Raw genomic sequence first — 21,943 nt, forward strand, 5'->3', positions numbered from 1 at the left:
CAACTGGCGAGTGTTTGCAGATGCGGCACCCCCTCTGTCCTGCCGGACATCTCCCCTCAAGGGGGAGATCACGAAGAGGATAGGCCTGCGCCAAGCAAACAGACGTCGAGAATGCGGGAAGTTGGCGCCGCCATCCGATCTCCCCCCTTGAGGGGGAGATGGTCGGCAGACCAGAGGGGGTGACCCAGATGATAACGGCAGATTTTTCCAAGAAAGCAGTGTCCATGCCGATCCTGGAATTGAATGGTGTGTCAAAATCCTTCGGGGCCCTCGTGGTCGCCGAGGAGATCGGCTTTTCCGTCGAACCCGGCGAAGCGCTCGGCGTCATCGGACCGAACGGCGCCGGCAAGTCGACGCTGTTCAACCTGATCACCGGCAACCTGTCCGTCGCCAAAGGCACGATCCGCTTCGACGGTCGCGACGTCACCAACATTCCGCCGATGCAGCGCTGTTTTGCCGGTATGGGCCGCACTTTCCAGATCCCGCAGCCTTTCGAGCGGCTGACGGTCTATGAGAACCTGCTCGTCGCCGGCGCCTTCGGCAGCGAAAGCAGCGAGGCAGAGGTTTCTGAATTCTGCGCCGAAATCCTCGTCGAAACAGGCCTCATCGCCAAGGCAAACCGCCCGGCGGGCAGCCTCACTCTGCTGGAACGAAAGCGGCTGGAACTGGCCCGGGCGCTAGCCACCAAGCCGAAGCTTCTCCTGCTCGACGAAATTGCCGGTGGGCTGACCGAAGGCGAATGTCGGCAGTTGGTCGCAACGATCAAGCGGGTCCACCAGCGCGGCATGGCGATCATCTGGATCGAGCACGTGTTGCATGCCTTGAACGCGGTTGCCGAGAAGATCCTGGTGCTCAACTTTGGTCGGATGATCGGCCACGGCGATCCGCAGACCATCATGAACTCGCGCGAGGTGCGCGAAATCTATTTGGGCATGGAGGTCTGACATATGAGCCTCATTGAAACGAAGAACCTCACCGCCTTCTATGGCGACTTCCAGGCCCTGTTCGGCGTCGATCTCGTTTTGAATCCGGGCGAGACAATTGCCGTTATCGGGTCGAACGGCGCCGGCAAGTCGACCCTGATGCGTTCCATTGCGGGTGTACTGCGCAACGAACCCGGGGCAATCCTGCACAAGGGTGAACCCATAGGCGCGCTTGCCTCACCCGACGTCATCGTACGGGGAATAGCGCTCGTGCCCGAAGGGCGCAGGCTATTCCCCTCGCTGACAGTTGAGGAAAACCTGCTGGTCGGCCGCCATGGCCGCAAGGTCGACGGTCCCTGGTCGCTCGAAACTGTCTATGAACTCTTCCCGATCCTGAAGGAGCGGCGGCGAAATCCTTCGACGGCCTTGTCCGGCGGCCAGCAGCAGATGGTCGCAATCGGCCGGGCGCTAATGTCCAATCCGGAAGTGCTGCTCTGCGACGAGTTGAGCCTCGGCCTCGCTCCTGTTGTCATCAAAGACATCTACGCCGCCTTCCCTCGCATCCGGGAAACGGGTGCGGCCATCGTCATCGTCGAGCAGGACATTGCCCAGGCGCTGAAGGTGGCAGACCGGGTCTATTGCATGATGGAAGGCCGGGTCACGCTCGAAGGGCGCCCGGCAGAGCTCGACCGCGTCGATATCCATGCGGCCTATTTCGGAGCGGAGCCCCATGAACTGGCTTGATACCATTCTCCAGGGCATTCTGCTCGGCGGACTCTACGCCCTCTTCGCCGCCGGCCTGTCGCTCGTTTTCGGCATCATGCGGCTGGTCAATCTCGCCCATGGCGATCTCATCGTCTTTGCCGCCTTCCTGATCCTGCTCCTCGTCTCGACGCTGGGGCTCAATCCATTCCTGGCAGCCCTGATCGCCGGTCCGCTGATGTTCGGGATCGGTTACCTTCTGCAATATCATCTGCTGAACCGAACGCTGGGCAAGGACATCCTGCCGCCGCTGCTCGTCACCTTTGGCCTGTCGATCGTCATCCAGAACGGACTTCTCGAAGCCTTCACTGCCGACAGCCAGCGCATCCCCGCAGGCGCGCTGGAGCAGGCATCGCTCTCGTTCGGCGGCATCAATGCCGGCGTGATGCCGCTGCTCACCTTCGCCTCTGCGATCCTGGTCATCGTCGGCCTCAACCAGCTGATCTACAAGACGGCGCTGGGCCGTGCATTCCGCGCGACCTCCGACGATGTCGTGACAGCAGGTCTGATGGGCATCCGCCCGAACCAGATCTTTGCCATCGCAACGGGCCTCGCCATGGTGATCGTCACGATCGCAGCCCTTTATCTCGGCACTCGCGCCAATTTCGATCCGACCGCGGGGCCGGCGCGGCTGATCTATGCCTTCGAGGCCGTCATCATCGGCGGCCTCGGCTCACTCTGGGGCACGCTCGCGGGCGGCGTCATTCTGGGTGTCGCACAAACGCTCGGAGCCGCGATCAACCCGGAATGGCAGATCCTCTCGGGCCATATCGCCTTCCTGCTGGTCCTGCTGTTCCGTCCGCGGGGTCTCTTCCCGCGCGCTGTCGATTGAGGTGACGATGAACGCCAACAGAGAAACCCTGTCTGATGTCATGCGCCCGACGCCATCCTGGCGGGTCGAGACGCGCACGCGCCTGTCCATGCTGTTTTCCATCGCAGCCGTCCTCATCGTGCTGCTTCTGGCAGCAGCCCCCTTCGTCGTCTCACGCGGCGTGGTGCAGGACCTTTTCTTCATCCTCACAATGCTGGCGCTCGCCCAGAGCTGGAACCTTCTGGCGGGCTATGCCGGCCTGATCTCCGTCGGCCAGCAGCTTTTCGTCGGCTGCGGCGCTTATGCGCTCTTCGGCTTCGTCATCCTGCTCGGTCTCGATCCGATCCTGGCCATCCCGCTCGCCGGACTCTTCGCCGTTCTCGTGTCCATACCGACGGCCTTCTTCGCCTTCCGCCTCTATGGTCCCTATTTCGCCATCGGCACCTGGGTCATCGCCGAGGTCGGACGTTTGCTCTTTGCCCAGTGGAAGACGCTCGGCGGTGGCACAGGCACATCGCTGCCGCGCGACGCGACGCGTGATATGTTCGGTGTCTCGTTTCTCGAAGACTGGTTCGGCATGCGCACCGCCGCCGCCGCCGATGCTATCGCCTTCTGGCTGGCGCTGGTGGTCCTCGTCCTGACCATCTGGTTCGTCTACCGCCTGCTGCGCTCCAAGCAGGGCCTCGGCCTTGCCGCCGTGCGCGACAACGAGACGGCCGCCCGGGCGCTCGGGGTGGACGCCCAGAAGCTGAAGCTCGTGATCTACCTCTCCACTGCCTTCATCACCGGCGTCGTTGGCGCACTCATCTATCTGCAGAAGGCCCGCATCTCACCCGATGCCGCCTTCTCGCTCACCGACTGGACGGCCTATGTGATCTTCATCGTCGTGATCGGCGGCATCGGCACCATTGAGGGGCCGATCCTCGGCGTCATCATCTTCTTCCTGATGCAGAATGCGCTGTCGAGCTACGGGTCCTGGTACCTGCTGCTGCTCGGCGCGCTCGCCATCATCACCATGCTGTTTGCGCCGCGAGGGATCTGGGGTCTGATCACCGACCGCACCGGCATCGAACTCTTTCCGGTCCGCCGCACCCTGAGGGGTGGATCGCTTGAACAAACGACAAAGGGAGGGCCAAATGGCTGACATTACAACCGACGTCCTGATCATCGGCACCGGGCCGGCCGGCTCAGCGACTGCCGCATTGCTCGCAAGCTACGGCCTCGAGCCCATGGTCATCAACCGCTACCGCTGGCTCGCCAACACGCCGCGCGCCCACATCACCAACCAGCGCACGATGGAGGTTCTCCGCGATCTCGGCCGCAACGTCGAGGATGAAGCCTATATGTTCGCGACCGAGCAGGACCTGATGGGCCAGAACGTCTTCTGCACGGCGGTCGCCGGCGAAGAAATCGGCCGCATGCAGAGCTGGGGCAACCATCCGCTCTCGCGCGCCGAACATCTCCTCTCCTCGCCCGGCCGGATGAACGACCTGCCACAGACCTATATGGAGCCCCTGCTCTTCAAGACGGCCTGTTCGCGTGGTGCTCAGTCGCGCATGTCGACGGAATATGTCAGCCATGTGCAGGATGCCGACGGCGTCACCACCACCTGCCGCGACCGCTTGACTGGCAAGGACATCACGATCCGCTCGAAGTTCCTGGTCGGCGCCGACGGCGGCAACTCCAAGGTCGCTGAACATGCCGGCCTCGCCTTCGAAGGCAAGATGGGCGTCGCAGGCTCGATGAACATCCTCTTCGAATGCGACCTCTCGCGTTATGTCGCCCACCGCCCCTCGGTGCTCTACTGGGTGCTACAGCCGGGTGCCGATGTCGGCGGTATCGGCATGGGCCTCGTGCGCATGGTCCGCCCGTGGAACGAGTGGCTGATCGTCTGGGGCTACGACATCAACCAGCCGGCACCGGCCGTCGATGATGCCTTCGCCACCAAGGTCGTGCGCGATCTCGTCGGCGTGCAGGACCTGCAGCCGAAAATCAAGTCGGTCTCCACCTGGACCGTCAACAACATGTACGCAACCACGATGTCGAACGGCCGCGTCTTCTGCATGGGCGACGCGACCCACCGCCATCCGCCGTCGAATGGCCTCGGATCCAACACCTCGATCCAGGATGCCTTCAACCTTGCCTGGAAGCTGGCAGCCGTCATCCGCGGCCAGGCCGGCATGGGCCTGCTCGACAGCTACCAGGCCGAACGCGCCCCGGTCGCCAAGCAGATCGTCACCCGCGCCAACAAGTCGATCGAGGAATTCGGCCCGATCTTCAAGGCGCTCGGCCTGCTCGATTCCGTCGACCCGGTGAAGATGCAGGAAAACATGGACGCCCGCTGCAACGACACTGATGATGCGGAAAAGCAGCGTGAGGCGATCCGCCAGGCGATTGCGCACAAGGTCTACGAGTTCGACGCGCACGGCGTGGAGATGAACCAGCGCTACAAGTCGGGCGCCGTCGTCACCGACGGCCAGCCGGAACCGGCCTTTGAGAAGGATGCCGAGCTGCATTACCAGCCGACCACCTGGCCCGGCGCCCGCCTGCCGCATGCCTGGCTCTTCGGCACCGAAGGCGAGAAGGTTTCGAGCCTCGATCTGACCGGCCATGGCGTCTTCACAGTGCTCACCGGCATCGGCGGTGATGGATGGGTGGCGGCCGCAAAGTCCCTGTCCAAGGAGTTCGGTCTGCCGATCGCGGTTCACAAGATCGGTCCCCGCCAGACCTGGCAGGACTTCTCCGGTGACTGGGTCCGCGCCCGGCAAATCCGCGATTCCGGTGCACTCCTCGTTCGCCCGGACCACCACGTCGCCTGGCGCGCGGAAGCCGCCGTCAAGGACCCCGAAGGCGAGCTGCGGCGCGTCCTGAAAACGATTCTGGACCGGTGAGGAACGATCATGGAAACGCATGAAAAGGGCTACTTCACCGAGGAGACCTCCGTCGAGGTCGTCACCGGCCGCAACGCCAATGCCAAGGACGAGCGGTTGAAGCAGGTTATGGAGGTCATCACCCGCAAGCTGCACGAGGCGGTCAAGGAGTTGGAACCGACCCAGGACGAATGGATGGAGGCAGTCCTCTTCCTGACTCGCACCGGCCAGATGTGCAACGAATGGCGCCAAGAGTTCATCCTGCTGTCAGACGTACTTGGCGTCTCGATGCTCGTCGACGCCATCAACAACCGCAAACCCTCGGGCGCCTCGGAAAGCACGGTGCTCGGCCCCTTCCATGTGGCCGACGCCCCCGAGCTGCCGATGGGTGCCAATATCTGCCTTGATGCCAAGGGCGAGGATATGGTGATCGAGGGCCGTATCCTCGACACCGAGGGCAAGCCGATCGCCAATGCCGTCATCGATGTCTGGCAGGCGAATGACGAAGGCTTCTACGATGTCCAGCAGAAGGGCATCCAACCTGATTTCAACCTGCGCGGCATCTTTCGCACCGGGCCGGACGGGCACTACTGGTTCCGGGCGGTAAAGCCGAAGTATTATCCAATCCCGGACGACGGTCCCGTCGGCCAGCTATTGGGGCAGCTGGGACGCCATCCCTATCGGCCGGCCCATCTGCACTATATCATCAAAGCTGACGGCTTCGAGACGCTGGTGACCCATATCTTCGATCCCGATGATCCCTACATCCATTCCGATGCCGTTTTCGGGGTGAAGGAGAGCCTGCTCGCCCGGTTCGACAAGAAACATGAGCCCGACAGGGCGGCTGGTTACGGTTTCACGGGTGATTTCTGGGAGGTGAGACACGATTTCGTGCTCGCACCCATCCATCCCGGCGGAGCATAGGAGCGGACGCGGTGGGCGAGAGAGGTCGACCCGTCGTCCTCGCCCGCCGGTCTTTTGAAGGAGTGCCTGTCACCAGTATTGACTGGCGAGCCTCAGGTGCGCTCCCAATACCAGGCAAGATATTGCAGCTTGCGATCCCGCTGTTTGGGAGCCAAGAATTTGCGGACAGTCCGCACATCCGCCTTTTCGCAGGCCACCCAGACGAAGGTCTGCGCGTCGACATCGACCAGGGCGTTGCAGATTGTCGTTGCCAGCACGCCTTTCGTGTCGCTCGGGTAGGTCGATCTGTGCAGCCACTCGACCTCGATCGAACCGCGCGACGACAGCGCCTGTTCTTCCGCCTCGTCGTGGACCTCGATGATGGCCTTGAGTTGGGTGCCGGATGGGATCTCCGCCGCGATCCGGGCGATGGCCGGAAGGGCGGTTTCATCGCCGGCGAGAAAGATGGTTTGTGCTGAGGGAAGATCGCCGCCTCCGGGGCCGAGGAGCGCCAGCCTCTGTCCGGGTCGGGCGTCACGGGCAAAATCGGCACCGGGGGTCTCAACACCCGGTTCGGGATGCTGAAACACGTCAATCCATAGTTGGCTATGTTCTACATCGACCTTGCGAATGGTGTAGACCCGCGCCAGCAGGGTATCTTCCCCTGTTGGCCAGGCAATGCGTCCATTGTCGTGTATACCCGGCCAGACCGGCTCCCGATCAACGGGCGGGACGAGAACTCTGACATGCATGTCGCCGCCAATGAAAGGCTGAACGTCCTCGCATGCGATCACGAGGCGGCGCATCCTCGGGGTCACGTTGAAGGCGGAGACAACGGTCGCTTCATGAAGATTTGCTGGGCGGTCCCTCCGCGCGGAGTTTGTCCAGGTGAGTTCCAGAGGTTCGTCGCCGGCAAAATAGAAGAGGTGTTCAGCAAGCATTACGCGCGTTGCCTGAACGGCTTCTTCACTTTCGCAGGCGATCGCGATCAGCAGGCGATCGTCGGCGACAGCGATGTCAACTCTTGCCTCTTCGCTTTCAAAGACAGCCGCCGCGCCATCACGGTTGACTTCGGCATGTTCAACGAAATGTTCGCAGATGTCATCCAGCATGGCCATCGCGTTGTTTATGCGGCCGGTGCCGGAAAGCGTGAAAGCGTGGGCAGTCGTCATGGCTGAATATCCTTGTCTATGGTAGCTGGGCCAGTCATGCGATGACGGCCGATGGGTAGCATCATCGGTCGGCCTGAGGTTGGATCGGCAATGATCCTGCTTTCCAGCCCGAACACGGTTTTCACCATTTTCTGTGTGAGAACCGCCTCAGGCGCGCCTTCGGCATAAGGGGACCCGCCGACCATCGCCACCAGATGGTCCGCATAGCGGGCCGCCAGATTGAGATCGTGCAGCACCATCACGATCGTGGTGTCGCGCCTCCTGTTGAGGTCGATGAGAAGATCGAGCACCTCCACCTGATGGCTGATGTCGAGGAATGTCGTGGGCTCATCGAGCAAGAGGATCTCGGTCTTCTGAGCAAGGGCCATGGCAATCCAGACGCGCTGACGCTGGCCGCCGGAGAGTTCGTCGATTGGCCTGCCCGCGAGATCCGCGGTTTTCGTCACGTTGAGGGCTTCCGCCACGGCTTCATCGTCTGCCTGCGTCCAGCGACCGAAGAGACCCTGATGCGGATGGCGGCCGCGACCAACGAGATCGGCAGCGGTTATGCCTTCTGGTGCTACTGGGGATTGCGGCAGAAGCCCCAATTCACATGCGAGCTCCCGCGTCGGTCGCGCATGGATGGACTTGCCGTCGAGCAGCACCTGGCCGGCTTTCGGCCGCAGCAGCCGGGCAAGAGCGCGTAGCAGCGTAGACTTGCCACAGGCGTTGGCGCCGACGATTGCGGTGATCCGGCCGGACGGCAGACCAAGCTCAAGCCCATCGAGGATCAGCTTTTCGCCGTAGCCAACGGAGAGACCAGTTGCGACAAGAGAGTGCTTGGTCACGCGGCGGCTCCGCTTCTGTTGACCCGTATGATCAAGTAGATGAGGTAAGGCGCACCCAGCGCACCCGTGACGACGCCGACGGGATATCGGCTTGGCAGCAGCACCTGCCCGACAAAGTCTCCCACCAGCACGAGCAGTGCACCGACAAGCGCTGCGGGAAGGAGGTTCGAGCGGGTGCCATCCATTATCTTCTGAGCGATTGGTCCGGATAGAAAGGCGACGAAAGCGATCGGACCCGTAACGGCCGTGGCAATTGAGATAAGCCCCACGGCACAGAGGATGACCGCAACCCGGGTGCCTGCAACCTGGACCCCGAGCGCTGCAGCGGCATCATCGCCGAGCTTCAAAGCTTCCAGATTCCGGCCGAGGCTTGCGAGAACTCCACCCAGAACAACGAGCGCGAGCAGAAGCGGCAGCGATTGCTCAAGTGTTGCGCCGTTGAGGCTACCTGTCAGCCAGCGCAGAGCTTCCTGCAGGTTCCAGGCGGGCGCACGCGCGAGCACATAGGCCACTACGCTTTCCAGCATCGCCGACACTGCTATGCCGACCAGGATGAGGCGAGCACCCGCCACCCCCTGACGCGACGCCAGGCCATAGACCACGAGGGCGGTGGCGAGACCGCAGACGACCGCGAGAAGGGAAACGACCACTCCGTTCAGGCCAAGAATGATGATGGCAAAGACTGCGGCAGCACTGGCACCGGAACTGATGCCGATGATGTCCGGGCTTGCCAGAGGATTGCGCAGCATGACCTGAAATGCGGTGCCAGCCATGCCGAAGCTCGCTCCAGCCAGCAGCGCAAGGATGGCTCGTGGCAGCCGAAGCTGGCCGACGGTGAAGGATGCGCCGGCTACCTGTTCTCCGAGTAGGATACGCAGCACGTCGCCGGGAGGGGTGTACGATCTGCCGAGCAGGAGCGTGCAAGCAAAGGCCAGGATCACGAGCGCCAGCAACAGCACGGTGATTTGCAGACGCCGTTTGCCGTGTCGCTGTCGGCGCAGGCCGTTCTGTTGTGCGGTATAGGTTGCCATACTCACAGCTCCCGCACCTTCTGACGTCTGATGATCCAGATGAAGAAGGGGCCGCCGATCAGGGCCGTGACGATACCGACGTCGATTTCAGAGGGGCGCGCGACGATGCGGCCCAGGATATCGGCTGCAAGCAGGAGGGCCGATCCGCAGAGGGTCGAGACGGGCAGAAGCCAGCGGTGATCGACACCGACAATCAGTCGGCATGCATGCGGCACGACCAGACCGACAAAACCAATGGGTCCACAGACGGCCGTCGTCGCGCCACAGAGCAGCACGGCGCCAAGGGACGCTATGCCTCGAGCCCAAGCAACGCGCTCTCCAAGACCGGCTGCGAGCTCATCGCCCAAGGCCAGAGAGTTGAGCTTGCGCGCCGAGGCGAAGCTGAGAAGCAGACCAGTGATGAGAAACGGGAGGACCGGGAGGATCCGCTCGAAGGTCGCTCCGCCCACTCCCCCGATCTGCCAGGATCGGATTCCGCCGGCGATATCGCCGCGTGGAAGGATGACGGCTGTCACGAGGGAGGCAAAGGCAATGGACGTGGCTGCACCTGCCAAAGCCAGCTTCAGCGGAGTGGGGCCATCCCTGCCCAGAGAACCGATGACGTAGACGAATATCGCAGTTGCGCCGGCGCCCGCAGTCGCGGCCCAGATATAAGCGTCCGATGAGCTGATACCGAACCAGGCAATCCCGATGACTACGGTGAGCGATGCACCGATGTTGACGCCCAAAAGACCCGGATCAGCCAGCGGATTTCGCGTCACGCCCTGCATGACGGCACCGGCAAGTCCAAGCGCTCCCCCTGCGAGAACAGCCAAAAGCGTGCGTGGAATACGAGCCGATGCAGCGGCCTCGCCGATACTGGAGGTGTGGCCGTGCAAGGCGGCTACGATATCCACCCAATCGACCGTGCGTGTGCCGACCGACAACGATGCAATCGAGAGCAGGAAGAGTAGCACGCCGCAGGCCGACAGCCAGAGGATGCGGCTGCTCGCCGATTTTGTCGAGCCTTGCCTTGCCCGCCGATGAATTGCGAAGCTGGCGGTCATGGCGTTTTGCGTGCAGCGGCAGCGAGAAGCGCCACATAGTCCTTCAGAACCCAACTGATCGACAGCGGAGTGGGATTGGCGGCGGTGCCCAAGGGATTGCGGCCAAGCAGGACAATCGCATCATGTTCGACTGCAGGCATGTGCGCGAGCAGCGGATTCGCCTTCATCGCGGCCAGCAGGTTGTCGTCTCCATAGGTCACCAGAATGTCGACATCGTCGAACAAATCGATCTGTTCGGCACTGATGGAACCGGCAAAGCTACCGGTGACAGAGGCTTTCATCACGCTCTTCGGCATTTGCAGGCCGAGGTCCTGGAAGAAGCGCACCCGGGTATCCTGGGTGGTGTAGAAGTTGACGACGCTCAGGTCGCTGGCGTCGAGATGCGTGACAAACATCGCTTTTTTGCCGTGCAGTTCCGGATATTTGGCGACCTCGGCGGCGATCTCAGCTTCGATATCCGAGATCAGCGCCTCCCCTTGCGGCGCCATTCCGAGACCGGCGCTGTCCATACGAATGGTTTCGCGCCAATCCGTCGACCAGGGTGCCTGCGGATAGGCAACCACCGGCGCAATCTGGCTCAAGGTGTCGTAGTCCGCCTGCGTCAGACCGGAATAGGCTGCGAGTATCACGTCGGGCTGCGTCTCCGCGACTGCCTCGAAGTCTATGCCGTCCCCCTCGTCGAACAGCACTGGCTTTGCTCCTCCAAGGGCTTTCAACCGCTCCGACACCCAGGGTAGCAAACCGTCAGCGTCGTCATCCCCGAAATTGGCGGATGCCATGCCGACGGGGACGATCCCGAGGGCCAAGGGCACTTCGTGATTCGCCCATGCGACGGTGGCCACCCGCTTTGGCTTGGCTGCGATATCGGTTTTCCCGAGAGCATGGGAAATCGTCACCGGATAGTCTGTCTGCCCGTCGGCCCACGCCACCCCTTGCGCAAAGGCAATCAGCAGGGTCGGTATCAGCGCCAGACGCCACAAACGCATATGTCCACTCTCTTGAAATTAAGTTGACTTCAATTCTCAGCTTCATGCACAGAGGTCAAGCGCTGCAGGTCGGTCGGCGCCTGAACTTTCCGGGGTTTTCTACAAGTCCGGAAAAATCTACAATACCTGATAATCGCATTCCAGTTATTTGCGGCCAAGGTGGGATTTTGCAGGGCGCGGTGACCAGGCTTTGAGATGGGGCAAGGTGTGGCGCGCCCGGAAGCTGGGGACGTGATCGTCACGTGGCTGCTGCAAAGCAGGATCGCTGCCGTCGCAACCTAGTTTCGGATTGAACAATGCCAAATGCACGACACGCCGCACGCGCCGGCCATTCCTCCTTCCGCCACCGGACGGCGGTCCTGCTCGCCTGCACAGCGATCAGCGCTCTCCTACCGGCGCTGGCGACCGCGCAGGATGCGACAACCAGTGAAGACGATTCTACAGTCCTCCAGACCATCACGGTGGAAGGAAAGGGTCAGAGTGACGCCGATTCCAAGACGGTTGTTGCCACAGAATCGACGGCGGTCGGCAAGATGCCCGGCGAAATTCTGACGACGCCCGCGACCGTTTCCGTCATTACCTCGAAGGAAGTCGAACAGCGCGCCGCCGACTCCGTGGAGAAGGTTGTCCAGTATACGGCAGGCGTGATCACCGACTACTACGGGTCCGATGATCGTTACGACTATGTGAAAATTCGCGGCTTCACCCCCTACACCTATCGTGATGGCCTCGCCATCGGCCGGACCTGGAGTGGGGTGAAGGAGGAACCCTATGCCTTTGAGCGCCTGGAAGTGCTGAAAGGGGCGAACTCCACCGGCTACGGCGTTTCTGATCCGGGTGGTGCCATCAACTATGTTACCAAGACGCCGCGCAGTGAAAAGTTTGGCGAGGTCTATGGGATGACCGGTTCCTTCGCTCACAAGGAGGCGGGTTTCGATTTCGGCGACAACCTCACAGAAGATGATACTCTCTCCTACCGCCTGACGGGGAAGGTTCAACGGGCGGACGAGGAATATGATTTCTCCGAGAATGATGAGAACTTCATTCAGGGTGGGCTGACCTGGCGCCCGACCGACGTGACCAGCATGACCTTTGTCTTCGATCATCTGGACCGCGACGGTACGCCCAGTGGGGGCGGTCATCCATTGTATACGGATTTCGACAGAGACCGCTTCTTCGGTGAGCCGGAATACAATTACAACACGACCAATCGCAATACGTTCACGGTCATGTTTGACCACGATTTCGGCGATGGTCTCACCTTCAACTCCAACGCTCGATACGTGAAGTCGAAGACCGGCTTCGGCTATGCCTATATCTATGATTCCGTTGGTGCCAGCGATCCGTCAGATACGCTGGCCGACCGCTACTATTTCCAAAGCGAGAACTCGGCCGAACAGTTCGTCATCGACGCGCACCTTTTGTACGAAACACACTTCGACAATATCGAGAGTCGGACGTTGGTCGGGGTCGATTCGAACAACTCCGAATCCGAGGGTGTGCTGTATTATGCCCTCGCACCGCAGATCGACTGGTCCAGCCCCGTCTATTCCGGTGGACCGGGCGCCCTGTTGCCTTACGACAGTTCCCATCTCGATCAGGACACGAAGGCCCTCTACCTGCAGCAGGATCTGATCTTCTCGGACAGGCTCACGGCGAGCGTCGGTCTGCGCAATGACTGGATGGATCTTGAAGATACCGATCTGCTGTCCGGCACGAGTGAAAGTGGCAGCTACAGCGAACTGAGCAAGCGCCTCGGCCTGAGCTACAAGATCACCGAGGAACTCGCGGCCTATGTCAGCTATGCCGAATCGGTGGCGCCCCCAAGTGCCGGCAACGAACCAACCTATGGCAGTCAATACGAGGCCGGGATCAAGTATCGTCCCGATGCATTCCCTGGGCTGCTGACAGCCTCGATTTATGACCTGACCCTTGAGAACATCACCACCTATGATGCACCTCTCTATGTTGCCTCGACGGTCGACAAGATCCGCCACCGCGGTCTCGATCTCGAGGCAAAGGTGGAAGTTACCTCCAATATCGAGATGATCGCAGGCTACAGCTACATCGACTCGAAGATCGTAGACACCGACACCTCCAGCACCTCGATCGATGGCAACCGCTTTGCTCAAGTGCCGGAACACATGGCTTCGCTGTGGGCGACCTATACCCTGGATGGCGACGGTGCTCGCGGTGACATGACCTTCGGTGCCGGAGCCCGCTATATCGGATCGTATTACTTCGACAATGCCAATACCCGCAAATCGGACGGGACGGTCATCTTCGACGCGTCCTTCACCTACGCGATCAAGGAGAATACGTCGTTTCAGCTGAACGTCAGCAACGTATTCGATGAGAAGCACATCGCCAACAATGACGGCGGTGCCTATTACTACAACCCTGGTCGAACAGTTTACGCGACGATCCGCCAGACCTGGTGAGGCGTAAGCCTAAGCTCGCTGGTTGAGACGCCGCCAAGCGGCCGGCGTTTCACCGACCATCTGCCGGAAGACCTTGGTCAGATGAGCCTGGTCAGAAAACCCCAGTTGGGCGGCGATGTCGGCGATGCTGAGTTGCGTGTCGGCCAGAAGGTTTTGAGCGGCTTCTATCCGGCGGCCCATTTGCCATTGCAGCGGGCTCTTGCCGGTGGTCTGGCGGAAAACGGTCGCAAACCAGCTTTCGGACAAGCCGACCGTTTCGGCCATCTCCGCAACGGCCATGGGCCGTTCGCCCCGCAGAATGACACGCGCAATGAGCTTGTTCATCTGCGCCTGGGTCAAGCGGCCATTCGTCGGTTGCGCAGTCTCGGCGGGCAACTCGAGAAGTGCCGTCGCAATGCTGCCCACCAGATTTTCTCCGAAGACAGCGTGCCGGCTGGGTTGCGAAATTTCATCAACGACAAGGCCGGCAAGAGTTTCGATGGGTCCCAGATCCTGAAGTTCGACCGGCCGCTTGAGAACGGCGCGCGACTTGGAGCTGCCCAGAGATGGCGCTAGTGAGCGCAGGAGCCGATCCTGATGAATGTGAAGGTCGAGATGGGAGAAGCGATGCGTGCCATTGAACCGTGTCCACAGCGGCACTCCCGCCGGCACATAGATTGCCCTCGTCATCGGCCGGTCGTCACGCCCGAGCGCACCCTCCCGGCTGGCGATGCGGATACGGCTTGAGACATCGTTGAAGAAGACGACGATCCTGGGATCCGGCGAGAGGTAGTAACCCTCGGCTCCTGCCATTCCTTCGGCATCCCAATAGACCCCGACCGCGCCCTCGAAGGATCTCCAACGCTCCGGAGCGACCGGCCTGATACCCTCGGTTCGGGTCACCATCGAATGAAGATAGGTCACGAAGTCTTCCTCTTCCTGGTCTTCCCCCCAATAAAGGATAGTCACAGGTACACCGCACTTCGCCGGAACGCAAAGCCTATCCAGGAGGATGCTGGCGATCGGCAGCTGCTCCGCTCTCCCTACTGTCCGTGGCGTCTTCGGCTCCGTTGCAGTCACGGCATTTCCCTCGCGTCGCTGCATCGTCGCGCAGGCGATCTGATCTGCAAACGGGCAAATGACTAATGCGGCGCCATTTTCGAGAAGTTGCACATTTTTTAGGCGCACATTGCGCATTCAATTGCCGTTTTATTAGGTGCTCTTTACAAAGTCTTTACATTTCAATGAGTTGCGCGCCGTCACGAAACTGGCACACGATTTGAATGTGCATATTCGGTCGCTAGCGAAACAGTTCCTGCCAGCGGCAAGGAGAGTCGGCTCCGAGCCGAGGACAAGCAAAGGATGGGAAACCAGATGAAGATTGTGATGGCTATCATTAAGCCGTTCAAACTGGACGAGGTGCGCGAAGCTCTGACGGCTGTGGGGATTCAGGGTCTGACCGTAACGGAAGTTAAGGGCTACGGTCGCCAGAAGGGCCATACCGAAATCTACCGCGGCACCGAATACGCTGTGAGCTTTCTGCCGAAACTGAAGATCGAGATCGCCGTATCCTCCGAACTGGCCGACAAGGCCGTCGAAGCGATTGCTTCCTCCGCCAAGACCGGACAGATCGGCGACGGCAAGATCTTTGTCTACTCGATCGATCAGGCCGTGCGTATCCGCACCGGCGAAACCAATACCGAAGCTCTGTAAGAACGGCTTTTAGGGGAGTTGTTACTGATGTCACTTGCCAAGTTGAATTCCAATCTCGTGCGCCTTGGCGCCGCGTCGGCAGCCCTGCTGGCGCCGGCCATCGCCTTTGCGCAGGAAACTGCACCCGCCGCTGCCGAAGCAGTCGCTGCCGCGCCGGTGCCGAACAAGGGCGATACGGCCTTCATGTTCCTCTGCACCATCCTGGTTCTCTTCATGCTGGTCCCGGGTCTTGCCCTCTTCTACGGCGGTCTCGTTCGCGCCAAGAACATGTTGTCTGTGCTGATGCAGTGCACGGTCATCGGCTCGGCGATTATGCTCGCCTGGGTCATCTACGGCTACTCGTTTGCCTTTGGTGGTTCCACCAACGCCTTCTTCGGCGGTTTCGGCAAGATGTTCCTTGCCGGTGTGACGCCTGACAGCACGGCGGCGACCTTCTCTGACGCCGTCATTCCGGAATACATTTTCATGCTGTTCCAGATGACGTTTGCGGCGATCACGCCTGCCCTGATCGTCGGTGCTTTTGCCGAGCGCATCAAGTTCTCGGCTTCTGTGCTCTTCTGCCTGCTCTGGGTCACTTTCGTCTACTTCCCCATCGCCCACATGGTCTGGGACGCCAATGGTCTGCTCTTCGGCTGGGGCGCGCTTGACTTCGCCGGCGGCACGGTCGTTCACATCAACGCCGGTGTTGCCGGTCTGATCGGCGCGATTATGGTCGGCAAGCGTACCGGCTACGGCAAGGACATGATGGCTCCGCACTCGATGACGCTGACGCTGGTCGGTGCAGCCATGCTCTGGGTCGGCTGGTTCGGCTTCAACGCCGGCTCCAACCTCGAAGCCTCCGGTGGCGCCATGCTGGCCACGGTCAACACCTTCATCGCGACTGCTGCTGCCGTCGTGTCCTGGGTCCTGGTCGAAGCCTTCACCCGCGGCAAGGCCTCCATGCTCGGTGCTGCTTCGGGCATGATCGCCGGTCTGGTTGCCATTACCCCGGCTGCCGGCATTGCCGGCCCGATGGGCGCCATCGTCATGGGTCTTATCGTGTCGCCGCTCTGCTACTTCTTCGTAGCGGTTGTGAAGAACAAGTTCGGCTATGACGACAGCGCCGACGTCTTCGGCGTGCACGGTATCGGTGGTCTCTTCGGCGCCCTTGCAACCGGCATCTTCGCTTCCGCCTCCCTCGGCGGCATCGGCTATGCCGAAGGCGTAACCATGGCCGGTCAATTTATCACCCAGGTCAAGGCAGTTGTCGTGACTCTCCTGTGGTGCGGCATTGGCTCTATCATCCTCTACAAGATCGTCGACGTTGTCGTCGGCCTGCGCGTTCCGGTCGAAGCCGAGCGCGAAGGTCTCGACCTCGCTTCGCACGGCGAAGCTGCCTATCACAGCTGATCGTTCGATCTTCAAGCGGCGGCGGCGCCCGGGCTTCAGGCCCGGGCGTCTTGCGTTTGAGGATCTCCGAGGAATGCATGCATGGTTAATGCACCATTAACCGTCCGTGGCTTAGGGTGAGGACTGGTCAGAACTGTGCTGCCCTTCCAGCATTCCAGGCGCACACGCCAACAGGACGGATAACGAGACCCATGAGCAGAGGCCATTCGACAGCGCTTCCGGATCATCCGGCCCGATTCGCGTTCACCGCTTTTCTGGTTCGACAACTGTCTGCTTTGTTGGGCTTTGCACTCTTCCTGGCACTGGTTCTGGCGGTCGCGGCACTCGCCACCTGGAATGTCTCGGATCCGAGCTTGTCCTACGCCACGGAAAATCCGCCCACAAACATCCTTGGTCTTTCCGGTGCAGTCTTCTCCGACCTGATGATGCAATTCTTCGGGCTCGGCAGCCTGCTGGCGCTCCTTCCCGTGCTTGCCTGGTCGTTTGCCCTGATCGGCGGACGGCGCCTGCATCGCATTCCCGCGCGCATTGCCGCCTGGCTTGCTGGCGCTCTCGTGGCCGCTGCCGCGGTCGGTTGCTTTCCGCCGCCCACCACCTGGCCATTGCCGAGCGGCACCGGCGGTGTCTTTGGTGATCTGATCCTGCGCTTCCCCGCCCTTTTCATCGGGGCCTATCCGACGTCCACCTTCGCCATGGTGCTGGGTACCATGCTCGCATTGCCGGCGGCCTGGTTCCTCCTGTTTGCCGCCGGGATTTTCGGCAAGCCGGTCGAGGCGCCCGACGACGATCTTCCTCTCGCCAAGACCCCCTCCAAAGCCAAGGTGCAGCCCAACCCGATGGACGAGGAAGAGGAAGAAGAGGACCAGGGGGGTATTTCGCTCTATTTTGGCGCTTTCGCCCACAACTGGTACCTGCTGCGCGCGCGCACCCGCCGGCTTTTCGGCGTCAAACCGGCTGAGCGTCGCCAGCGCGAGTTCGACCAGCCCTATGATTTCAATGATGATGAATTCAGCACGCTGAATGAGCCGTCTCGCGCCAAGCCGCCTGGACTGACCGCTCGCGTCGAACCTGTGCTTGACGGCGCGCCTCCTCGCGCCACCGGTCGTTCCATCGTGTCTCCGCCGCCGATGTCGAGCGGATCATTCGATGATGATGACGATGATTTTGATCTCGATGACATGCCGCGCCCCTCGGGCATTCTTCCGGACGACCGGGGTCGCGGAGCGGCTCCTGCCCGCGCCGTGGCGGGTTCGCCTCGCGTGGCCGCGCCCACAGCGCGCCCGAAGCCGGGCGCCCGCCTGGACCGCGATGCTCAGGGTTCGCTCCTGAAACCAGATGGGTTCCAGCTTCCCTCAGTCCACCTGTTGGCCGAACCGCGTGCGGTTGCGCGGGATGCGACCCTGTCGGCCGAGGCTCTGGAGCACAATGCGCGCCTTCTCGAAGGCGTGCTCGATGACTTCGGCGTCAAGGGTGAAATCATTCATGTTCGCCCCGGTCCCGTGGTCACGCTCTACGAGCTGGAGCCGGCACCGGGCATCAAGTCCTCGCGTGTCATCGGCCTTGCCGACGACATTGCCCGCTCGATGAGCGCGATCGCCGCCCGTGTCGCCGTCGTCCCCGGTCGCAATGCCATCGGCATCGAACTGCCGAACCAGAGCCGCGAGACGGTTTATCTGCGTGAGCTGATTGCGTCGCGCGACTTCGACGGCAACAAGGCGAAGCTGGCCATGGCGCTCGGCAAGACCATCGGCGGTGAGCCCGTGGTGGCTGACCTTGCGAAAATGCCACATCTGCTCGTCGCCGGTACGACCGGTTCGGGTAAGTCGGTCGCGATCAACACAATGATCCTGTCGCTTCTCTACAAGATGACGCCGGAACAGTGCCGCTTGATCATGATCGACCCGAAGATGCTCGAACTGTCGGTCTATGACGGCATTCCGCATCTGCTCTCCCCTGTCGTGACCGATCCCAAGAAGGCCGTCGTGGCCCTCAAATGGACCGTTCGCGAGATGGAAGAGCGCTACAAGAAGATGTCGAAGATCGGTGTTCGGAACATCGACGGCTTCAACGCCCGGGTTGCGCAGGCGCAGGAGAAGGGCGAGGTGCTGACGCGGACCGTTCAGACCGGTTTCGACCGCCAGACGGGCGAGGCGATTTACGAGACGGAAGAATTCGACCTGCAGCCGATCCCGTATATCGTCGTCATCATCGACGAAATGGCCGACCTGATGATGGTAGCCGGCAAGGATATCGAAGGCGCCGTGCAGCGGCTCGCCCAGATGGCCCGCGCCGCCGGCATCCATGTGATCATGGCGACACAGCGCCCATCGGTCGACGTCATTACAGGCACGATCAAAGCCAACTTCCCGACGCGTATTTCCTTCCAAGTCACGTCCAAAATCGACAGTCGCACGATCCTTGGCGAACAGGGTGCGGAACAGCTGCTCGGGATGGGTGACATGCTCTATATGGCCGGCGGTGGGCGCATCCAGCGCGTCCATGGACCCTTCGTTTCCGACCACGAGGTCGAAGAGATTGTTGCCTATCTCAAGACCCAAGGGTCTCCGCAGTATCTGGAAGCCATCACCATCGATGACGAGGACGATGAGGACGGCGGTGGGCCGGTGGGGACTGGCAATCTGGCCGATTCCGACGATCCTTACGATCAGGCTGTTGCGATCGTGCTGCGGGATGGCAAGGCGTCGACCTCCTATGTCCAGCGCAGGCTCGGTATCGGCTACAACCGCGCGGCCTCGCTGATTGAGCGCATGGAAAAAGAGGGCATTATCGGCCCTGCCAACCATGCGGGTAAACGCGAGATTTTGGTGACGACGGAAGAATAATATCCCGGGCTGCGTTCCCTGGTGGAACAACGGGCAGTCCCGGCGAGTTGCCGCAACGGCATGAGAGATCACGGCCATGAAGCCGCCGCCTTTTTCGGCGAGACCGTGAGCATATGAAGGAGTATCGCATGATTGAAAAAACTGAACGCGATGCAGGAATGCCGGTACTGGCGAACCGTCGCCAGTTCGTGCTGGGAAGCGCCGCATTCATGGCATGCGCAGCCCTGCCGTTTCCGAGCTTTGCTGCGACCGATGCAGCCCAGCAGATCGCCGACCATTTCTCCAGCGTGAAGACTATGATGGGCGAATTCGTTCAGTTCGGCCCGCGTGGCGAACAGACCGGCGGCAAGTTCTTCATCGAGCGTCCCGGCAAGCTTCGCTTCAACTACGAAAAACCGTCGCCGATGCGTGTGATTTCGGACGGCAAGAATGTCGTCATCGGCAACACCAAACTGAAGACCTGGGACCTTTATCCGCTCTCAAAGACGCCGCTCAGCCTGTTGCTCGCCGACAGGATCGATCTCGGCAACAAGCTGGTGCGCGACGTCAAGGAAGAGGCTGATCTGACGACGATCGTGCTTGGCGACCGGACGATCTTCGGCGATTCCACGATTACGCTGATGTTTGACCCGAAGACTTTCGATCTGAGGCAATGGACGATCACCGATGTGCAGAAGAAGGATACATCGGTGATGATCTTCAATGTTCAAAACGGTGTTCAACTGGATCCTTCGGTGTTCGAAATCCCTTATGCCGAAGTGCACGGCCAGAGTCGCGGCGGCTGACCAACGTTTCATGTACGGCAGAGTTGTGGAGAAGGCGGTGCGGGAAAAAGCCTGTGCCGCCTTTTTCTGTTCAGCTCCGCGCTTTTGGCCTAAGAGGCAAGTGTAACCGACAGGAACAGGCGCCTCATGACCCTTGCGATCACCACCTGGAACATCAACTCGGTGCGACTGCGCCTGCCGATCGTCGAGGACTTCCTTCGTCAGCATAACCCGGATATTCTGTGCCTGCAGGAAATCAAGTGCCAGAACGATCAGTTCCCATCTGAGCAGATAGCAGCCCTGGGTTATTCTAATATCGTGATTCACGGTCAGAAGGGCTATCACGGCGTGGCGATCTGCTCGAAGCTGCCGCTGACTGAAGATCATCGCCAGGATTATTGCGGCGTGGGTGACAGCCGGCATATTTCCGCTGTCTTCGAATGGGCGGGGCGGCGCATTCGCCTTCACAACTTCTACGTACCGGCCGGCGGCGACGAGCCTAACCGTGAGATCAATCCGAAGTTCGGTCATAAGCTCGATTTCGTCGAGGAAATGAAAGCGCTGTCGGCAGATGCCGAGCCGGGCACGGCTGCAATCCTCGTCGGTGATCTCAACATCGCACCGCTGGAACACGACGTGTGGTCGCATAAACAGATGTTGAAGATCGTCAGCCATACACCCGTGGAAACCGATGGTTTGCTGGAGGTGATGCGTCGCGGTGCGTGGGTCGATGTCATGCGGCAGCATGTGCCCGCATCAGAAAAACTCTATACGTGGTGGAGCTATCGCGCCAAAGACTGGGCTGCCGCCGATCGGGGTCGCCGCCTTGACCACATCTGGTCCTCAGCGGATCTCGCCCCGCTCCTGTCCCGGATCGAGGTCCTCAAGGAGGCGCGGGGATGGACGCAGCCTTCCGATCATGTCCCGGTTACAGCCTTTTTCGACGCTCGATAGCCAGCTATTCAGCAAATCTTGGGGCGAGAGAGGCGGAGCCTTCCATCAGGTCCCCCAAGGTCTTGCGGATCCGGGTTTCGACATGCCGCGCCATGGCGGGATATTCCTCGAGCAGACGATGGAAGAGTGAGCGGGTGATGCGGATGACATCTACATCCTCAACAGCCACTGCCGTAAACTTGCGTTCCACCATGGTGACAAGTGCCAGTTCCGACAGCATCACACCTGGGCCAACGCTCGCCCCAAGCGTCTGAGTGCCGTCCCGGCCAATGACATACAAATCCAGCTTGCCCCGCACCACGACATAGGCGCATTCCGCTGGCGCTTTCTCCCTGAAGAGCGCCTGACCGGCGCTGATCGGCCGGTGCTCTGCGCCGAAGGCGATCAGCCGGATCTGATCGGCGTCCAGCCCGGAAAAGAGCGGCACTGCCGACAGAAGCTGGATATCGTCGCTGAGAGCCATGAAAGTCTCCTGTTTGTCGCCCGGTCGGTGTCCACACCTTGCTTGAGGTCAGTCCTAACGCAAAAC

At 60.9% G+C, this 21,943-nt stretch carries 19 protein-coding genes; 12 read left to right on the plus strand and 7 right to left on the minus strand.

Annotation, left to right across the window (positions count from 1 at the left end):
• The first annotated feature begins 224 nt into the window (after nt 1-224).
• Genes ASE36_RS15940 through ASE36_RS15965 form a run of 6 tightly spaced genes read left to right on the plus strand, consistent with a single transcriptional unit; the run spans nt 225 to nt 6,290 of the window.
• The gene (locus ASE36_RS15940; RefSeq protein ID WP_062282733.1) at nt 225-944 is read left to right on the plus strand and encodes an ABC transporter ATP-binding protein; all 720 of its coding nucleotides are present in this window, start codon (nt 225-227) and stop codon (nt 942-944) included.
• 3 nt (nt 945-947) lie between these two features.
• Entirely contained in the window at nt 948-1,667 is a 720-nt protein-coding gene (locus ASE36_RS15945; protein ID WP_062281859.1) for an ABC transporter ATP-binding protein, read from the plus strand.
• A complete protein-coding gene (locus ASE36_RS15950; protein WP_062281862.1) occupies nt 1,654-2,517 on the plus strand; it encodes a branched-chain amino acid ABC transporter permease in 864 nt (287 codons plus the stop codon). The genes ASE36_RS15945 and ASE36_RS15950 overlap by 14 nt, the downstream gene beginning before the upstream one ends.
• A gap of 7 nt (nt 2,518-2,524) precedes the next feature.
• The gene (locus tag ASE36_RS15955) at nt 2,525-3,640 is read left to right on the plus strand and encodes a branched-chain amino acid ABC transporter permease (protein ID WP_062281865.1); all 1,116 of its coding nucleotides are present in this window, start codon (nt 2,525-2,527) and stop codon (nt 3,638-3,640) included.
• On the plus strand, nt 3,633-5,387 hold the full coding sequence (locus ASE36_RS15960) for an FAD-dependent oxidoreductase (protein WP_062281868.1): 1,755 nt from the start codon (nt 3,633-3,635) through the stop codon (nt 5,385-5,387). Before ASE36_RS15955 ends, ASE36_RS15960 begins: the two co-directional genes overlap by 8 nt.
• A 9-nt stretch (nt 5,388-5,396) precedes the next feature.
• Nucleotides 5,397-6,290, plus strand: a complete 894-nt coding sequence (locus ASE36_RS15965; RefSeq protein ID WP_062281871.1) for an intradiol ring-cleavage dioxygenase — start codon at nt 5,397-5,399, stop codon at nt 6,288-6,290.
• Nucleotides 6,291-6,382: 92 nt separating this feature from the next.
• Here the strand turns inward: ASE36_RS15965 and ASE36_RS15970 are convergent, their stop codons facing one another.
• Genes ASE36_RS15970 through ASE36_RS15990 form a run of 5 tightly spaced genes read right to left on the minus strand, consistent with a single transcriptional unit; the run spans nt 6,383 to nt 11,331 of the window.
• A complete protein-coding gene (locus ASE36_RS15970; RefSeq protein WP_062281874.1) occupies nt 6,383-7,441 on the minus strand; it encodes a DUF2218 domain-containing protein in 1,059 nt (352 codons plus the stop codon).
• The gene (locus tag ASE36_RS15975; RefSeq protein WP_062281877.1) at nt 7,438-8,268 is read right to left on the minus strand and encodes an ABC transporter ATP-binding protein; all 831 of its coding nucleotides are present in this window, start codon (nt 8,266-8,268) and stop codon (nt 7,438-7,440) included. Before ASE36_RS15975 ends, ASE36_RS15970 begins: the two co-directional genes overlap by 4 nt.
• Entirely contained in the window at nt 8,265-9,299 is a 1,035-nt protein-coding gene (locus tag ASE36_RS15980) for a FecCD family ABC transporter permease (protein ID WP_062281879.1), read from the minus strand. The genes ASE36_RS15975 and ASE36_RS15980 overlap by 4 nt, the downstream gene beginning before the upstream one ends.
• A 2-nt stretch (nt 9,300-9,301) precedes the next feature.
• Complete coding sequence (locus ASE36_RS15985; protein WP_062281881.1) at nt 9,302-10,345, minus strand: FecCD family ABC transporter permease; 1,044 nt, start codon at nt 10,343-10,345, stop codon at nt 9,302-9,304.
• Entirely contained in the window at nt 10,342-11,331 is a 990-nt protein-coding gene (locus tag ASE36_RS15990; protein ID WP_062281885.1) for an iron-siderophore ABC transporter substrate-binding protein, read from the minus strand. The genes ASE36_RS15985 and ASE36_RS15990 overlap by 4 nt, the downstream gene beginning before the upstream one ends.
• Before the next feature lie 296 nt (nt 11,332-11,627).
• Between ASE36_RS15990 and ASE36_RS15995 the strand changes: the two genes are divergently transcribed.
• Nucleotides 11,628-13,772, plus strand: a complete 2,145-nt coding sequence (locus tag ASE36_RS15995; protein WP_062281889.1) for a TonB-dependent siderophore receptor — start codon at nt 11,628-11,630, stop codon at nt 13,770-13,772.
• Nucleotides 13,773-13,781: 9 nt separating this feature from the next.
• Here the strand turns inward: ASE36_RS15995 and ASE36_RS16000 are convergent, their stop codons facing one another.
• Nucleotides 13,782-14,675 (minus strand): helix-turn-helix domain-containing protein, encoded by an 894-nt coding sequence (locus tag ASE36_RS16000; protein WP_200945188.1) that lies wholly within the window; start codon nt 14,673-14,675, stop codon nt 13,782-13,784.
• Between the two features lie 438 nt (nt 14,676-15,113).
• Between ASE36_RS16000 and ASE36_RS16005 the strand changes: the two genes are divergently transcribed.
• The 5 genes from ASE36_RS16005 (at nt 15,114) to ASE36_RS16025 (ending at nt 21,414) form a co-directional block, all read left to right on the plus strand.
• Nucleotides 15,114-15,464 (plus strand): P-II family nitrogen regulator, encoded by a 351-nt coding sequence (locus tag ASE36_RS16005; RefSeq protein WP_040299273.1) that lies wholly within the window; start codon nt 15,114-15,116, stop codon nt 15,462-15,464.
• 27 nt (nt 15,465-15,491) lie between these two features.
• The gene (locus tag ASE36_RS16010) at nt 15,492-16,853 is read left to right on the plus strand and encodes an ammonium transporter (RefSeq protein ID WP_062281893.1); all 1,362 of its coding nucleotides are present in this window, start codon (nt 15,492-15,494) and stop codon (nt 16,851-16,853) included.
• Nucleotides 16,854-17,044: 191 nt separating this feature from the next.
• Entirely contained in the window at nt 17,045-19,696 is a 2,652-nt protein-coding gene (locus tag ASE36_RS16015; RefSeq protein ID WP_062281896.1) for an FtsK/SpoIIIE family DNA translocase, read from the plus strand.
• 113 nt (nt 19,697-19,809) lie between these two features.
• A complete protein-coding gene (locus ASE36_RS16020) occupies nt 19,810-20,481 on the plus strand; it encodes an outer membrane lipoprotein carrier protein LolA (protein WP_062281899.1) in 672 nt (223 codons plus the stop codon).
• Between the two features lie 126 nt (nt 20,482-20,607).
• Nucleotides 20,608-21,414, plus strand: a complete 807-nt coding sequence (locus ASE36_RS16025; RefSeq protein WP_062281902.1) for an exodeoxyribonuclease III — start codon at nt 20,608-20,610, stop codon at nt 21,412-21,414.
• A 4-nt stretch (nt 21,415-21,418) separates the two neighbouring features.
• On the opposite strand, the gene ASE36_RS16030 is transcribed toward ASE36_RS16025, so the two are convergent.
• Complete coding sequence (locus ASE36_RS16030; protein ID WP_062281904.1) at nt 21,419-21,877, minus strand: cyclic nucleotide-binding domain-containing protein; 459 nt, start codon at nt 21,875-21,877, stop codon at nt 21,419-21,421.
• Nucleotides 21,878-21,943 lie beyond the last annotated feature (66 nt).

Origin of the sequence: Rhizobium sp. Root274 (assembly GCF_001429245.1) — a bacterium.
GTDB lineage: Bacteria > Pseudomonadota > Alphaproteobacteria > Rhizobiales > Rhizobiaceae > Allorhizobium.

Excerpts from the sequence above, each read along its gene's own strand:
- ASE36_RS16025 (WP_062281902.1), top strand. The coding sequence starts at position 20,608 with ATGACCCTTGCGATCACCACCTGGAACATCAACTCGGTGCGACTGCGC.
- ASE36_RS16030 (WP_062281904.1), bottom strand. The coding sequence starts at position 21,877 with ATGGCTCTCAGCGACGATATCCAGCTTCTGTCGGCAGTGCCGCTCTTT.
- ASE36_RS15945 (WP_062281859.1), top strand. The coding sequence starts at position 948 with ATGAGCCTCATTGAAACGAAGAACCTCACCGCCTTCTATGGCGACTTC.
- ASE36_RS15955 (WP_062281865.1), top strand. The coding sequence starts at position 2,525 with ATGAACGCCAACAGAGAAACCCTGTCTGATGTCATGCGCCCGACGCCA.
- ASE36_RS15940 (WP_062282733.1), top strand. The coding sequence starts at position 225 with ATGCCGATCCTGGAATTGAATGGTGTGTCAAAATCCTTCGGGGCCCTC.
- ASE36_RS15970 (WP_062281874.1), bottom strand. The coding sequence starts at position 7,441 with ATGACGACTGCCCACGCTTTCACGCTTTCCGGCACCGGCCGCATAAAC.
- ASE36_RS16015 (WP_062281896.1), top strand. The coding sequence starts at position 17,045 with ATGAGCAGAGGCCATTCGACAGCGCTTCCGGATCATCCGGCCCGATTC.
- ASE36_RS15990 (WP_062281885.1), bottom strand. The coding sequence starts at position 11,331 with ATGCGTTTGTGGCGTCTGGCGCTGATACCGACCCTGCTGATTGCCTTT.
- ASE36_RS16020 (WP_062281899.1), top strand. The coding sequence starts at position 19,810 with ATGAAGGAGTATCGCATGATTGAAAAAACTGAACGCGATGCAGGAATG.
- ASE36_RS16010 (WP_062281893.1), top strand. The coding sequence starts at position 15,492 with ATGTCACTTGCCAAGTTGAATTCCAATCTCGTGCGCCTTGGCGCCGCG.
- ASE36_RS15980 (WP_062281879.1), bottom strand. The coding sequence starts at position 9,299 with ATGGCAACCTATACCGCACAACAGAACGGCCTGCGCCGACAGCGACAC.
- ASE36_RS15985 (WP_062281881.1), bottom strand. The coding sequence starts at position 10,345 with ATGACCGCCAGCTTCGCAATTCATCGGCGGGCAAGGCAAGGCTCGACA.
- ASE36_RS15965 (WP_062281871.1), top strand. The coding sequence starts at position 5,397 with ATGGAAACGCATGAAAAGGGCTACTTCACCGAGGAGACCTCCGTCGAG.
- ASE36_RS15995 (WP_062281889.1), top strand. The coding sequence starts at position 11,628 with ATGCCAAATGCACGACACGCCGCACGCGCCGGCCATTCCTCCTTCCGC.
- ASE36_RS16005 (WP_040299273.1), top strand. The coding sequence starts at position 15,114 with ATGGGAAACCAGATGAAGATTGTGATGGCTATCATTAAGCCGTTCAAA.
- ASE36_RS15950 (WP_062281862.1), top strand. The coding sequence starts at position 1,654 with ATGAACTGGCTTGATACCATTCTCCAGGGCATTCTGCTCGGCGGACTC.
- ASE36_RS15960 (WP_062281868.1), top strand. The coding sequence starts at position 3,633 with ATGGCTGACATTACAACCGACGTCCTGATCATCGGCACCGGGCCGGCC.